General features: G+C 68.1%; 14 protein-coding genes. 8 read left to right on the plus strand and 6 right to left on the minus strand.

Going from position 1 to position 14,472, the window contains the following annotated elements; translation table 11 throughout:
- Nucleotides 1–347 precede the first annotated feature (347 nt).
- The 8 genes from rpmH to IFT51_RS11500 all read left to right on the plus strand — a co-directional run bounded on the left by rpmH (nucleotide 348) and on the right by IFT51_RS11500 (nucleotide 5,601).
- A complete protein-coding gene (gene rpmH / locus IFT51_RS11465) occupies nucleotides 348–485 on the plus strand; it encodes a 50S ribosomal protein L34 (protein WP_043595303.1) in 138 nt (45 codons plus the stop codon).
- A gap of 9 nt (nucleotides 486–494) precedes the next feature.
- A complete protein-coding gene (rnpA, locus tag IFT51_RS11470) occupies nucleotides 495–833 on the plus strand; it encodes a ribonuclease P protein component (protein ID WP_192061210.1) in 339 nt (112 codons plus the stop codon).
- Complete coding sequence (gene yidD, locus IFT51_RS11475; protein ID WP_192061211.1) at nucleotides 830–1,192, plus strand: membrane protein insertion efficiency factor YidD; 363 nt, start codon at nucleotides 830–832, stop codon at nucleotides 1,190–1,192. Before rnpA ends, yidD begins: the two co-directional genes overlap by 4 nt.
- 10 nt (nucleotides 1,193–1,202) lie before the next feature.
- Entirely contained in the window at nucleotides 1,203–2,165 is a 963-nt protein-coding gene (gene yidC / locus IFT51_RS11480) for a membrane protein insertase YidC (protein WP_192061212.1), read from the plus strand.
- Nucleotides 2,166–2,188: 23 nt separating this feature from the next.
- Complete coding sequence (locus IFT51_RS11485) at nucleotides 2,189–2,767, plus strand: R3H domain-containing nucleic acid-binding protein (RefSeq protein WP_192061213.1); 579 nt, start codon at nucleotides 2,189–2,191, stop codon at nucleotides 2,765–2,767.
- Between the two features lie 20 nt (nucleotides 2,768–2,787).
- A complete protein-coding gene (rsmG, locus tag IFT51_RS11490) occupies nucleotides 2,788–3,429 on the plus strand; it encodes a 16S rRNA (guanine(527)-N(7))-methyltransferase RsmG (protein WP_192061214.1) in 642 nt (213 codons plus the stop codon).
- Between the two features lie 322 nt (nucleotides 3,430–3,751).
- Entirely contained in the window at nucleotides 3,752–4,654 is a 903-nt protein-coding gene (locus IFT51_RS11495) for a ParA family protein (RefSeq protein ID WP_308196159.1), read from the plus strand.
- The gene (locus IFT51_RS11500) at nucleotides 4,654–5,601 is read left to right on the plus strand and encodes a ParB/RepB/Spo0J family partition protein (RefSeq protein WP_192061216.1); all 948 of its coding nucleotides are present in this window, start codon (nucleotides 4,654–4,656) and stop codon (nucleotides 5,599–5,601) included. The genes IFT51_RS11495 and IFT51_RS11500 overlap by 1 nt, the downstream gene beginning before the upstream one ends.
- A gap of 916 nt (nucleotides 5,602–6,517) precedes the next feature.
- Here the strand turns inward: IFT51_RS11500 and IFT51_RS11505 are convergent.
- From IFT51_RS11505 to IFT51_RS15640, 6 genes are all read right to left on the minus strand, one after another.
- A complete protein-coding gene (locus IFT51_RS11505) occupies nucleotides 6,518–7,477 on the minus strand; it encodes a D-alanine--D-alanine ligase (RefSeq protein ID WP_192061217.1) in 960 nt (319 codons plus the stop codon).
- Nucleotides 7,478–7,526: 49 nt separating this feature from the next.
- Nucleotides 7,527–8,834 (minus strand): PLP-dependent aminotransferase family protein, encoded by a 1,308-nt coding sequence (locus tag IFT51_RS11510; protein WP_192061218.1) that lies wholly within the window; start codon nucleotides 8,832–8,834, stop codon nucleotides 7,527–7,529.
- Between the two features lie 114 nt (nucleotides 8,835–8,948).
- A complete protein-coding gene (trxA, locus tag IFT51_RS11515) occupies nucleotides 8,949–9,275 on the minus strand; it encodes a thioredoxin (protein WP_055799001.1) in 327 nt (108 codons plus the stop codon).
- A 68-nt stretch (nucleotides 9,276–9,343) separates the two neighbouring features.
- Entirely contained in the window at nucleotides 9,344–10,342 is a 999-nt protein-coding gene (gene trxB / locus IFT51_RS11520) for a thioredoxin-disulfide reductase (RefSeq protein ID WP_192061219.1), read from the minus strand.
- A 182-nt stretch (nucleotides 10,343–10,524) separates the two neighbouring features.
- Complete coding sequence (gene murJ / locus IFT51_RS11525) at nucleotides 10,525–12,195, minus strand: murein biosynthesis integral membrane protein MurJ (RefSeq protein WP_243213698.1); 1,671 nt, start codon at nucleotides 12,193–12,195, stop codon at nucleotides 10,525–10,527.
- On the minus strand, nucleotides 12,192–14,377 hold a 2,186-nt coding region (locus IFT51_RS15640; protein WP_371740772.1), incomplete at its 5' end, for a DUF6049 family protein. The genes murJ and IFT51_RS15640, both read right to left, overlap by 4 nt.
- Nucleotides 14,378–14,472 lie beyond the last annotated feature (95 nt).

The following is a 14,472-nucleotide window of genomic DNA, read 5'->3' on the forward strand; positions in this document are numbered from 1 at the left end:
GGTGATCTGCGTGCTGGGCACGCCGTGCGCCCCGGGGGCGACGGCATCTCGGCGTACCGAGTTATGCACAGCTTTGTCCACGGGTCGGCGGTGGCCGATTCAGCCGGGAGTGGTGCTCGTTCCCCGTGTTTACGCGGATCCGGAGCGGGAGGTACCCACCCTAGTTCGGATGAGTATGTCTTCTGCAATCGGAGTTTTCAACACTGTGGATAAACTCGTTCGAGGCTGCCGTTTGACCGCAGGGCCGATGCCGCGTACTTTTAATCAGTTGATTTCAGCCAGTTGGGCTGTACAAGACTTCTCGGATCATGGCAGCAGGCCAGGTCCGCATCACTGGAGAAAACACCATGAGCAAGAGAACGTTCCAGCCGAACAACCGCCGCCGCGCCAAGAAGCACGGTTTCCGTGCTCGCATGCGCACCCGTGCGGGTCGCGCCATCCTCGCCGCCCGTCGTGGCAAGGGTCGCACCGAACTCTCCGCGTAGTCGCACCCGGTGTTGGCCAGAGCCAACCGGATCGTCCGCGCAGACGACTACCGAAACACCGTGCGCCGTGGCCGCAAGTCGGCCACGGCGCACTCGGTCGTCTACGTGCGTCGTCATGACGACGGCGGCGACGTCCGGTTCGGGTTCATCGTGGCCAAGACCGTGGGCAACGCGGTCGCCCGCAACACCGTGCGTCGTCGCCTCAAGCACGTCTGCCACGAGCTGCTGCCGTCGCTGCCCCCGGGCACCGACATCGTGATCCGCTCTTTGCCAGGCAGTGTCGACGTTTCCTGGTCTACCCTGCTGAGGGATATCTCAGGGGTCGTCGACAAGGTCGTGAAAGCGTGAGAGAACTCGTACTGTTCGTGTCGTTGCTTCCACGCAACGTCGCGATCGTCGTGCTCCGCGCCTACCGGGCTGTCATCTCCCCGCTCTACGGCGAGGTCTGCCGGTACCACCCGTCGTGCTCGCGGTACGCGCTCGAGGCGATCCAGCGGTACGGCGTCGTCGCCGGCTCCGCTCGCGGCGCCTGGCGCATCGCGCGGTGCAACCCCTGGGCGGCGGGCGGCATCGACGACGTCCCTGAACCGCGGTTCCAGAACTTCTCGATCACGGGCTCCGGCTTCGTGCTCCCCCGTCGTGCGGCCCGAGCCTCCGCTCCCGTCGCACCGCACGGTCTCCTCGTACAGAGCCACGGAAAGGGCTGACCCGAACACCATGGGCTTCATCGACACCATCCTCTGGCCCCTCAAGTGGGTCGTCGAGGCGATCCTCGTCGGCTTCCACGAACTCCTGACCAGTGCGGGCATGGGCTTCGACTGGGGCGGAACGTGGGTGCTGTCGATCGTCGGCCTGGTGCTCGTCGTGCGCGCGCTGCTCATCCCGATCTTCGTCCGGCAGATCAAGAGCCAGCGACGCATGATGGAGATCGCACCCAAGCTCAAGAAGATCCAAGACAAGTACAAGGGCAAGCGCGACCAGTTCAGCCGCGAGGCCATGTCGCGCGAGACCATGGCGCTGTACAAAGACACCGGCACCAACCCGCTCAGCTCGTGCCTGCCGCTGCTGATCCAGATGCCGATCTTCTTCAGCCTCTTCTCGGTGCTGCAGAACGCCCAGCGCGAGGGCGTCGGGGTCGGCCTGCTGAACCAGGCGCTCTCCACGTCGTTCGGCGAGGCGACCCTCTGGGGCGCACCGCTGAAGGAGACCTTCCTCAGCGCCACCACCTGGGAGGTGCGTCTCATCGCCGCCGGCATGGTCGTCGTCATGACCGCGTCGCAGTTCATCACCCAGCTGCAGATCGTCTCCAAGAACATGTCGCCCGAGACCAAGGCGAGCCCCATGTTCAAGCAGCAGCGCATGCTCCTCTACGTGCTGCCCCTCGTCTTCGTCTTCTCGGGTCTCTCGTTCCCGCTGGGCGTCATGTTCTACTGGCTGACCTCGAACATCTGGACGATGGCGCAGCAGTTCATCGTCATCCGCAACATGCCCACGCCCGGCAGCGAGGCCGCGCTCGCCCGCGAAGAGCGCCTCGCTCGCAAGCAGCAGCGCAAGGGGCAGGGTCTGCCCGCGATCACGGTGACCGAGATCGAGTCGGCTCCGGCCGTGCCGAAGACCACCCAGCGCACTCAGCCGGTGGGCAAGAACCGCGCCAAGAAGCAGAACGGCAACAAGAAGTGACGAGCGAGACGGACCACAACGACGTGACGAACACGCAGCCGACCGACGCCGAGGGCGTCGCCTCCGAGACCGAGTCCCCCGAGGAGGCGCGGGTCGACCCCAGTGCCGCCGAGGCCTCCGACGAGAACGCGACCAGCACCTCCTCGACGGGCGACCTCGACGAGGGTGAGATCGCCGCCGACTACATCGAAGAGCTGCTCGACATCTGCGACTTCGACGGCGACATCGACATCGAGGTCCGCGCCGGCCGCTCGTACATCTCGGTGGACTCGACGGGCGAGGGCAACCTCCGCGTGCTGTCGAAGCCCGACACGGTGAACGCCCTTCAAGAGCTGACGCGCATCGCGGTGCAGACCAAGACCGGCGAGTTCTCGCGGCTCATCCTCGACATCGGCGGCTCGCGCGCCATCCGCGAGGCCGAGCTCGGCGCCCTCGTCGACCGCGCGGTCGAGAAGCTCGAAGAGGGCGGCACCGCGGCGTCGCTGCCCCCCATGTCGTCGTACGAGCGCAAACTGGTCCACGACATCGTGGCCGCCCGTGGCTTCACCTCGGAGTCCGAGGGCGAAGGCCGCGACCGCCACACCGTCATCACCCGCGCCTGAGTCGGCACGCCGAACGACCGATGGCCGACCAGAGCACCCTCGAGACCGAACCGGCCGTCGCCGCCGAGATCTTCGGCGACCGCATCGACGTGGTGCGGCAGTACGCACGTGATCTCGCCCAATACGGCGAAGAGCTCGGTCTGATCGGCCCGCTCGAACTGCCGCGGCTGTGGACGAGGCACATCGTCAACTCCGGTCTCGTCGCACCGCTCCTCGTCGACGGCCGCGTGGGCGACGTGGGGTCGGGTGCGGGTCTGCCCGGCCTGGTTCTCGCGGCCGCCCGACCCGGCGCGACGCTCGTGCTGATCGAGCCGATGGAGCGTCGCACGGACTGGCTGCGTGCCGAGGCCGAGCGAATGGGCCTGACGAACGTCGAGGTCGTGCGGGCTCGTGCCGAGGAGGTCGAGCTCGACGGCTGGCTCGACCAGGTGACCGCCCGCGCGGTGTCGGCGCTGTCGAAGCTGATCCCGCTGACCGCTCCCCTGGTCAAGACGGGCGGCCAGCTGCTGCTGATGAAGGGCGCGCGGGTCGATGCCGAGGTCGACGCGGCTCGCAAGGTCATCGCGAAGAACCATCTCGTCGACGTCGAAGTGCTCGAGCTGGGCGTCGGCGTGGTCGACCCGACCGAGACGACCAGGGTGTTCCGCGCCACCCTGGCCTGACCACCTTCAGGAGGCGCGATCCGGCTCCACAGGAGCCGATCTGAGCGCGATCGGTCGCGTCGGGGTGCGACTCGTGGTGGCTGTAGCGCTGAGAGAGCGTTTGACGCATGCGACACCCGATCTGGTATCTGAACTACCCTTGATCAGGAGTTTCGACGCTTTGCGTGTTATTGCGCGCTCACCTCCGTGCTTTGTCGGTGCTGCAAGCTAAAGTTGAGCCAGTGCTCGACCTGTCGCCGCGCCTCCTCGGTGTTCGACTGTGTTCGTCGGGCGGCACCCACGTTGTTCCACGTGAAACATGGCGATTCGGAGAATCCATCCGGTGAGTTCCTCCACTGACTACGACGGCACCACTCCCCTGGCTCGGGAGCTCGCCGACCTGAACCGGCGCAAGGCGGCACTGTCGCGTGCGCCGCTTCCCCCTCCGGCGGAGACACGGGTCTTGACCGTGTCGAACCAGAAGGGTGGTGTGGGCAAGACGACGACGACGGTGAACCTCGCCGCAGCCCTGGCTCGCAGTGGCGCCCGCGTGCTCGTCATCGACCTCGATCCCCAGGGCAACGCCTCGACCGCTCTCGGAGTCGACCACCGGGCGGACACCCCGAGTGTCTACGACGTCATCGTCAACGACGGCAACATGGACGACGTCGTGCAGCAGAGCCCCGAGTTCGACACCCTGTTCTGCATCCCGGCCACCATCCACCTCGCCGGTGCTGAGATCGAACTCGTCTCTCTCGTCGCCCGTGAGCAGAGGCTCCGCACGGCGTTGGAAGCGCACCTCGAGCGGACAGAGGCTGCGGGCCAGCGCTACGACTACGTGTTCATCGACTGCCCGCCGTCACTCGGTCTCCTCACCATCAATGCGTTCGTCGCTGCAGGAGAAGTCCTGATCCCGATCCAGTGCGAGTACTACGCGCTGGAGGGGTTGAGCCAGCTGCTCCGCAACATCCAGCTGATCGAGAAGCACCTCAACCCGCGTCTGGCCGTGTCGAGCATCCTGCTGACGATGTACGACGGGCGCACGAACCTGGCGCAGCAGGTCGTCGCCGACGTACGCGAGCACTTCCCCAAGGAGGCGCTCAAGACGCTGATCCCCCGCTCGGTGCGGATCAGCGAAGCCCCTGGTTACGGGCAGACCGTGATCAGCTACGACCAGAACTCCCCCGGGTCGATCTCGTACCTCGAGGCGGCCGCCGAACTCGCACACCGAGGAGCACCCCAGTAGTGGCTACGAAGAGAACCGGACTCGGGCGCGGCATCGGCGCTCTCATCCCCGTGAACGACGAGACACAGGGGCGCCCTGTCGACGTGTTCTTCCCCACGGCGCAGCAGACGGCGGAAGACCTGGTCGCGGTGCCCGGGGCTCGGTTGGCGAACCTCAATCCCCTCGACGTGGTTCCCAACGCGAAGCAGCCGCGCACGGAGTTCCGTGACGAGGAGCTGGCTGAGCTCGTGACGTCGATCCGCGAGGTCGGTGTGCTGCAGCCCATCGTCGTACGGCCCCTGCCGAACAAGGGCAAGAAGACGACGCCGGTGCAGTACGAGCTCGTCATGGGCGAGCGCAGACTCCGCGCGACGAAGGAGCTGGGTCTCGCGACGATCCCGGCGATCGTCAAAGACACCGCTGACGACGCGATGCTGCGTGATGCTCTGCTGGAGAACCTGCACCGAGCCGAGCTGAACCCGCTGGAAGAAGCATCCGCCTATCAGCAACTTCTCGCTGACTTCGGCATCACCCAGGATGAACTCGCGACGCGCATCGGCAGAAGCCGACCTCAGATCACCAACACGCTGCGCCTTCTGAGGCTGCCGGCCAGTGTGCAGCGCCGGGTGGCTGCGGGCGTGCTGTCGGCCGGTCATGCACGGGCGATCCTGTCGACGGGCGACCCCGTGCTGATGGAGCGTCTCGCGGAAAAGATCGTCAACGAGGATCTCTCCGTCCGACAGGCTGAGGCGATCGCTGCAGGATCGCCGGCGAAGGCCAAGACCACCAAGGCGGCCGGCCGCCACCAGGCGCACCTCGATGAGATCGCTGAGGGCCTCGGCGACCGGCTCGAGACACGGGTAAAGGTCAACCTGGGTGCGCGAAAGGGGTCGATCACCATCGACTTCGCCACGATCGACGACCTGAACCGCATCCTCGGCGAATTGGGCCAGGACCCCGTGGTCTGAGGTCGAACTGGCCGTCTCGGCGGTCGTGTTTCACGTGAAACGCCCCCTCCTCGGAGGGGGCGTTTCGACGTCGTGGATGCTGAGCAGTGCTGTTACTGACATTGGCTGCGTACAGACCGGATTCCTCGTGTGGCTTGGTAGGTGGGCCTGGCCCTCGCTCTCGCCCTGTCCCGGGTACAGTACGTTGTCGCGGTCGTACCGTGCAGGGGCGTGCAGGGCGATCTCGAGGGTCTGCTCGTCCCTGCAATAGCCATGGTGTGTTGCTCGTCGCTGGACGCCGATGCGCTGTTACATGTCTGTGAACAGCAGTTTCGACGGTACGACCTACTCTTCCGTGCTGTGTCGGGGTATCCGAGTCGCCGATCGTGGCGCGACGCCCGAGCAATACATCCGCAGGGCCATGCGACGGGCAGGACTGCGGCGACCTAACTTGCGGCTGTGTCAGGACACCACGGAGAGGGCGCATGTGGTTGCGCAGGTATGAAAATCGATGGCGGTGGTCCATCTACGCATAGTCGCCTGCGCCGGTGCGCCGGTGCGCCGGTGCGCCGGAGCGAAAGTGCGGAGGTGCGCAGGTGCGCAGGTGTTCGAGAGGGAGGTGCCGGGTCCGCGGGTGTTCGAGAGGGAGGTGCCGGGTCCGCGGGTGGGCAGGCACGCAGCGTGCAAATACGAGGTGCTGGGTTCGGGATCCGGGGTTCGGGGTGTGCGGGTGCGCGGGTGCCGGGTGCCAGGTACCAGGTGTCAGGTGCGAAGGTCCGCGTGTCGTCGGTCAAGTCGGTACGTTTCACGTGAAACGGGACCGGAGCACCTGCCTCAGTAGCGCGACCTGGCACTTGAAGGGGTTTGGAAGCCAGAGACTGCCGCACTTCCAACGGGTTTCACGTGAAACACAGCCACACAGATCGGCGTGGAAGACCTACTGGTGGTCGCGCACTGCCTTCTCTGCCAGCGCGGCATAGACGAGGCCGAGCTCGAAGCCAGCGGCATCGAGTGCCATGGGCACGAGAGAGGTCTCGGTGAGCCCGGGCAGCACATTCACCTCGAGGAACCACGCCGCACCGGTCGCATCGACGATGAGGTCGACCCGCGACAGGTGCCGCAGCCCCAGCGCCTCGTGTACGGCGACCGCCGCGCGGGCCGCGCCCTCAGCAGCGTCATCATCGAGACGAGCGGGCGTGAAGAAGGTGGTCTCCCCCGCGTTGTAGCGCGCGTCGAACCCATAGAAGCCGCTCCGCGGCACGATCTCCACAGCCGGCAGCGCCGTCGGACCATCACCGGTGTCGATGACCCCGACTGCGATCTCGGTGCCGGTGATCTTCTGCTCGACGATCACGTCGTCGCAGTACGTGTAGGCGTCGACCATCGCACGGGGCAGGCCATCTGCGGACTCGACGACCGTGACTCCCTGCGCCGAGCCTCCTCGGGCCGGCTTCACCACGACGGGCACCGGGTGCTCGTCGGCGATCGCTGCGAGGACTCCCGCGGCGCCCAGTTCACGGAAGGCGTCGTGCGACAGGGTGAGCCCCCGAGGGGTCAGAACCCCGGCGCGACGGGCGAGTTCTTTGGCGGTCGGCTTGTCCCACGCGAGTCGCGCCGCGGCGGAGGTGCTGCCGACGAACGGGATGTCCAACGCCTCGAGCAAGCCTCGCAGAGCGCCGTCCTCACCGCTAGCGCCGTGCAGCACCGGCCACACGACGTCGGGCCGCGTCTCGGTCAGGTGAGCCAGCAGAGTCGCATCGGGATCACGGAGCTTGACCGTGATCCCGTGGGAGGCGAGACTGTCGACCACGCGCCTCCCTGATCGCAGAGACACGTCCCGCTCGTGCGAGATGCCGCCGGCGAGGACGGTGACGTTGCGCAGAGGGCTCGAGTTCATGACCGGTGATCCTTCGGGAGAGTGAGCGGTGTTACGGGTAAAAGCCTGATCAGGAGATGTTCGGCGGCGGCATCGTGACGCCCTCGCGCTGACGGCTGGGCTTGCCGAGCTGCGCCCCTGAGAACGTGTTGAGCAGATCGAGCTCGCCGTTGATGACGGTCGCCAGCCGGGCCACGCCGACCTTGATCATCTCGGACGTCGGATAGCAGAACGAGAGGCGGATGTTCTGCCGGCCACCCCCGTCGGCGTAGAACGCCGTACCGGGCGTGTAGGCGACGAGCTCCTTCACGGCCCGCGGCAGCATGGCCTTCGAGTCGAGCTCGTCGGGCAGCGACAGCCACACGAAGAAGCCGCCCTCGGGGCGCGTCCAGCTGAGCGACGGCAGGTACTCCCCCAGTGCCGACAGCATGGCGTCGCGCCGCTCGCGGTAGAGATCGCGGAAGATGTCGATCTGCCCCCGCCAGTCGGCCTGGTCCAGGTACTCGGTGATCACGAACTGACCGAACGAGTTCGGCGACAGGGTGGCCGACTCGTTCGCGAGGATCAGCTTCTCGCGGATCGCGTGCGGCGCCAGAGCCCAGCCGACGCGGAACCCGGGGGCGAGCGTCTTCGAGAACGAACCGAGGTAGATGACGCCCTCGTCGTCGACCGAGCGCATGGCCTGCGGGGCCGGCTCGTCGAACGACAGCAGCCCGTACGGGTTGTCTTCGAGCACCAGGATGCCCGCGCTGCGGCAGATCTCGAGGATCTCGAGCCGGCGGGCCCACGAGAGCGTGACACCGGCCGGGTTGTGGAAGTTGGGGATGGTGTACAGGAACTTGATCGTGCCGCCCCGCGAGGTGACGGCCGTGATCGCCTCTCGCAGCGCCTCCGGGATCAGCCCCTCGTCGTCCATCGCGACGTGCTGAACATCGGCCTGGTAGGCCTTGAAGACGCCCAGGGCGCCCACGTAGCTCGGCGACTCGGCCAGCACGACGTCGCCCGGGTTGATGAACAGCCGGGTGACCAGGTCGAGCGCCTGCTGCGAGCCGGTCGTGACGACGACGTCGTCGGCGCTGCCGCGGATCCCCTCCATCGCCATGATCTGCATGATGTGCTCGCGGATCGCCGGTGTGCCCTGCCCCGAGCCGTACTGGAGCGCCATCGCGCCCCCGCCCTTCGACATGACGCGGTCGATCGAGCCCGTGACGAGCTCACGGGGCAGGGCCGACACGTAGGGCATGCCGCCGGCCAAGGAGACCACCTCGGGGCGGGAGGCGACGGCGAACAGGGCTCGGACCTCGGAGGCGCTCAGGCCGGCCGTGCGGTCGGCGTACGAGTCGTACCACGGATCGAGGTTGGTGCCCTTGTCGCTCATCTGCGTCCTTAACGGTCGGAGGGTGAATCGCTCAAGACTATGCCTGGTGCGGCGGTGAGACCACGAGAGCCCGCCCAGCGTGGTGCTGGGCGGGCTCTCGATGCGGTCTGTCGACTACGCCAAGAACTCCGCCAGGTCGGCCTCGAGGGCCTGCTTGGGCTTCGCGCCGATGACGGTCTTGACGACCTCGCCACCGCGGTAGACCTTCATGGCGGGGATCGAGGTGATCTGGTACTTCGCCGCGGTCTGCGGGTTGTCGTCGACGTTCAGCTTGACGATCTCGATCTTGTCGGAGTGCTCGGCCGCGATCTGGTCAAGGATCGGCGAGACGGCGCGGCACGGGCCGCACCACTCGGCCCAGAAGTCGACCAGGATCGTCTTGTCGGAGGTGATGACGTCGCTCTCGAAGGACGCGTCGGTGACTGCCTTGGCGGTGCTCATGGTGGTTCCTTTCGTCGTGGGGACTGTTAGGGCTGTGGGGTTCGCGAGACGGTGACCGGGGGCGCCGGTCAGACGCCCACCGCGACGGACTCGGCCGTGTCGATGCCCTCGGCCGCGCCCTCGGTGTTCTCGGCTAGAAACGTCTGGTCGAGGCTCGCCAGGAAGTGCTCGGCGTCGAGCGCTGCGACGACACCGGAGCCGGCGGCGGTGGCCGCCTGGCGGTAGGTCGCGTCGATGACGTCGCCGGCCGCGAACACGCCGCGGAGGTTGGTCTTCGAGCTGCGGCCCTCGACGGCGATCGTGCCGTCGACCGTGAGGTCGAGCTGGTTGTGGACGAGGTGCACGCGCGGGTCGTTGCCGATCGCGATGAAGAGACCGTCGAGGTCGAGGTCGCTGGTGCTGCCGTCGACCGTGTCGGTCAGCTGCACGCCCGTGGCCTTCTCGTCGCCGTTGATCTTCGTGACGGTCTTGTTCCAGAGGAACTCGATCTTGTCGTTGGCGAAGGCGCGCTCTTGCATGATCTTCGACGCACGCAGCGAGTCGCCGCGGTGGATGACGTAGACCTTGCTGGCGAAGCGGGTGAGGAACGTCGCCTCCTCCATCGCCGAGTCGCCGCCGCCGACGACCGCGATCTCCTTCTGCTTGAAGAAGAAGCCGTCGCAGGTGGCGCACCAGCTGACGCCGCGGCCGCTGAGGCGCTCTTCGTCGGCGAGGCCGAGCTTGCGGTACGCGCTGCCCGTGGCGAAGATCACCGTGACGGCCTCCTCGACGGTGCCGTTGCCGAGCGTGACCTTCTTGACGTCACCGGTCAGGTCGACGCTGGTGACGTCGTCGAGCAGCACCTCGGCGCCGAACTTCTCTGCCTGCTCTTGCAGCTTGAACATGAGGTCGGGGCCCATGATGCCGTCGGGGAAGCCCGGGAAGTTCTCGACCTCGGTGGTCTTCATGAGCTCGCCGCCGGCCTCGACCGAGCTGGCCACGATGAGCGGCTCGAGCCCGGCTCGTGCGGCGTAGATGCCGGCCGTGTAGCCCGCGGGGCCGGAGCCGATGATGATGATCTGGCGCATGAGCACCTCTCTGGAAGAACGTGGCGGATGTCGTGCCAGATGCGTTCGAGCCGTGGTGCCCGATCGACGTTCTCGCCCGACCGTCTGAGTGAACACATCCTAACGACGGGCTATTCCGAGCGACCCGGGAGGCACGGCTCACCCCTGCGGACTTCGCAGGCCGGACACCGAGGAGGCGCGGATCAGCGCTTCAGGACGCGCGCCAGCATCGGTCGTGCGCGGTTCCACACCGGCGCCGTGAGCGCCTCGAGCTCGGGCAGGCGGATCAGCTTCAGCATGCCGAGGTAGACGACGGCCATGACGGCGGCCGCGACCATGACGGTCAGCAGACCGGGGATCCGGCCGGTGTGGGCGAAGCCATCGGCGGAGAAACCGCCCATGGCGGTCACGACGACGAGCCCGACGGCACCGGCGATCAGCGAGAAGAACAGGAACTGCACGTAGCGGCGCAGCACCCAGCGGCCGTCCATGCCGTCGAGGCGCCGCGAGATGAGCACGAGCGCCACGACCGTCTGCGTCGAGCCGGCGATCGAGGTGGTCACGGCGATGGCGACGGCCACCTGGTCGTCTGCCACCACGGCCGACGAGATGAGGGTGCCGACCACGAAGATGCTCGACTGGACGACCTGCATGAAGAACGGCGTGCGCTGGTCGTGCAGGGCGTAGAAGACCCGCTGGACGACGAACAGCACGCTGAAGAGGATCAGCCCCGGCATGAAGCCGAGGATGACCTGGGCCATCTGGCTGGCGCCCTCGAAGGTCCGCTCGAAGAAGCTCGCGAACGGGTAGGCGACGACGCACATCGCCACGGCCGCGAAGACCATGAACATGCCGATGGTGCGGAGCGACTGCGACAGGTCGGCGCGGACGGCCCGGAGGTCGCCGCGGGACGCGTGACCGCTCATCCGGGTGAAGTAGGCGGTCGCGATCGAGACGGCGACGATGCCGTGCGGCAGCATGAACAGCAGCCACGAGTTGGCGAGCACGGCGTTCGAGGCGCCCGCGCCGCTGCCCTGCGAGGCGACCCGGCTCTGCACGAGGCCGGCGACCTGGGTGACGAGCACCATGCCGAACAGCCAGCCGGCCGCCTTGCCGGTGGCGCCCAGACCGACTCCGCGCCAGCGGAAGTCGGGGCGGAACGTGAGCCCGGCGCGACGCCAGAACAGCAGCAGGAACGCCGCCTGCGCCAGCACACCGAGCGACGCGGTGCCGGCGATGACGGTGATGCGGTCGGGCGACCAGACGTCGACGGACGAGTTCGACTCGGCTCCGCCGAACAGCACCATGAAGACGACGAGACCGGCGATCGCGACCACGTTGTTGAGCACCGGTGCCCAGGTGAACGGGCCGAAGACCTGACGGGCGTTGAGCACCTCGCTGAGCAGCGAGTACATGGCGTAGAAGAAGATCTGCGGCAGGCACCAGTAGGCGAACGCGGTCGCCAGGGCCAGTGACTCCGAGGTGTAACCCCCTTGACCGGATGCATTCGCCTGCTGCGCGTAGATCGAGACGAGCACGGGCGCGAGCAGGGTGCCGAGCAGCCCGACGGCGGCGAAGACGATCGTGCCGAGGGTGACGATCTTGTTGATGAAGCGCTGCCCCCCGTCGTCGTCGTGGGTCGCCGCCCGGACGATCTGGGGCACCAGCACGGCGCTGAGCAGCCCGCCGGCGATCAGCGCGTAGATGTTGTTCGGCAGCTGGTTCGCGAGGGCGAACGAGTCGGCGGCGCGGCTCGCCGACTGGCCGATCGCCGCGGCGAGCACGGCCGTCTTGACGAAGCCGAGCACCCGCGACACCATCGTGCCCGAGGCGAGCAGCACGCTGGCGCGGCCGAGACCGCCTTGACCGGTCACGCGACGGCGTCTTCCGACGATGCGTCGTGCGACGTGGCGTCTCCGTCGGCTGCGCCGCGACGGCGCTTGCGGATCGTGCGGTAGATGCCGCCGCCGAACAGCAGCGCGAAGCCGATGCCGAAGGCCCAGGTGATCGCGGTCTCCCACCCGGCCTGCACGTTGATCGAGACGACGGCCGGGGTCGCGATGGTGACCCCGGTGGAGCTGACGAGGGACATCGAGACGTCGACCGTTCCGTTGGCGATGGACTGCACGGGCACCCGCACACGGGTCTGCGACTGCGCCTGCACGGTCACGGGGATGCGGTTCTCCTCGACGAGGAGGCGCGAGCTGGACGGCGCGAGGGTGAGGAACACCGTCGCTGCCGAGTCGGAGGTGTTCTGCACGTAGAGCGGCAGCGACGAGCGGTCGCCGAGGATGAGCTGATCGCTGCCCTGCACGATCGAGACGAGCTTCGAGGTCTCGGTGGCCGCGATCGCGGCGTCGGCGACCTCGTTCGTCAGACCCTCGGCGTTGTCGCGCCAGGCGTTCGACGACAGGGCCAGCGTGCGCAGACGGGCGGCGCCGGTGACGGTCTCCGGCTGCTCGAGCGCGGTCGAGAAGTCGGTGACCTGCTGGTCGGACCTGACGAGCGAGCGGAGCTCGCGGAGGCGCTCGGCCGGCTCGGGCCGGTCGACGACCGTCGCATCGGTCGGCTCGGCTGCCAGGGTGTCGCCCAGCGACGACGGGGCCGACCAGGGCAGCGCGTCGAGCGCCTGGAGGGTCTGGCGCAGACGGTCGCCGTCGATCGACCACGAGCGGTCGAGGGTCGCGAGCATGGTGCGGGCGTCGCTGGGGCGCTCCTTCGCGATCGTCGCGACGCTCGCCGACAGCTCGGCCATCGCGGACTGCCAGAGGTCGGTCGACGTGGCCGAGGCGGCCTCGCGGACGAGATCGGAGAGGGTGTCGTCGGAGACGAGACCGGTCGAGCCGCCGAGGTCGACGGGCGCGTTCTCGGTCGCGTCGGTCGCCACGTTCACGTTCGAGCTGGAGAGGATCGTCGACGTGTAGTCGCGCTGGGTGATCGTGTCGACGTCGGAGGCGACGACGCTGTCGTCGACGGGCCAGGCGATCGACGAGAGCGACCACGGGAACGCCAGCAGCGACTCGGTCGTCGGCAGCGGCGGCGCCGAAGGGGCCTCGGTGGGGGTGGCGGTCGGCTCGTCGGTGGGCGTCGCGGTCGCACCGGAGCCGGCGGCCCCGGAGCCGGAGTCGGACGAGCCGGAGCCCGACGAGCTGGTGCTCGAGTCCGACCCGTCGCTCGTGCCGCCGGTCTCGACCGGGCTGGGAACGTCGGTCGCGGTGGCCGAGGTGTCGAACCGCGACTCGTCGACGAACGAGTCGAACGAGGTGGGCGCCGGCACGGAGGGGGCGCCGGCCTGGCTGAGCCCGGCGACGTCGGCGTCGGCGTAGGTGAGGGGGAACGTCTCGAGGCCCGCCGACGTCAGCTCGTCGAGCCACTCGACGGCCGACTCGGGGGCTTCGCTGCCCAGCAGGCGGATCGACGAGATGATCATCGGGTCGACGGCCACGGTCGCCGAGCTGCCCACCACCTGGCGCAGCTGCCGGGTCAGGGTGCCGTCGGCCGAGGTGTACGCCTCGAGCGCGGCGGCGTCGAGCACGCCGCTCTCGGTCTCGGGGGTCGTGATCGGCACCGCGACCGAGAGCCTGGTCGGCTGGAAGCTCTCGCTCGGGTACCAGACGACGCTGCTGCGGGCCTGCGCGACCTGCAGCCCGTCGGAGCCCAGGAGGCGCACGCCGAGTGCCCGCGCACCCCACGTCCACCCGTCGAGGGCCGTCCGCTCGGCCGGGATCGACACGTCGTCGACCGTGACGCTCTGACCGGCGGCGACGGCGGGGACGTCGACGCGCGCCATGTAGAGGCCGAGGTAGTCGTCGCCCGTGGTCGTCTCGGGCTCGAGCCAGTCGGCGAGCTTCGAGCGGGTGAGGAACGAGTCGCGGTCGAGGTAGATCCGCGCGCTGCCCGCCTCGAGGTCGGTCTCGCCGCCGTTGCTGATCGTCAGCGTCAGGTCGAGGTCGTCACCCGAGCGCAGCACCCCGTCGGCCTCGGGCGCGACCGTCAGCGTGACCGAGTCGGCGTCGGCCGCCTCGCTCGCGGCCGACGCCCTCGTGCCCGTGCCCGNGTCGCGCGAGCAAGGCGAGTCTAGAGAATCGTCCCTCGCAGGGGGACCTCGAGCACGCCCGGCGGGCGCTTCGGGGGTGGGGAACCAGCCCTGG

This window comes from Frigoribacterium sp. CFBP 13712 (assembly GCF_014842255.1).
Lineage (GTDB): Bacteria > Actinomycetota > Actinomycetes > Actinomycetales > Microbacteriaceae > Frigoribacterium.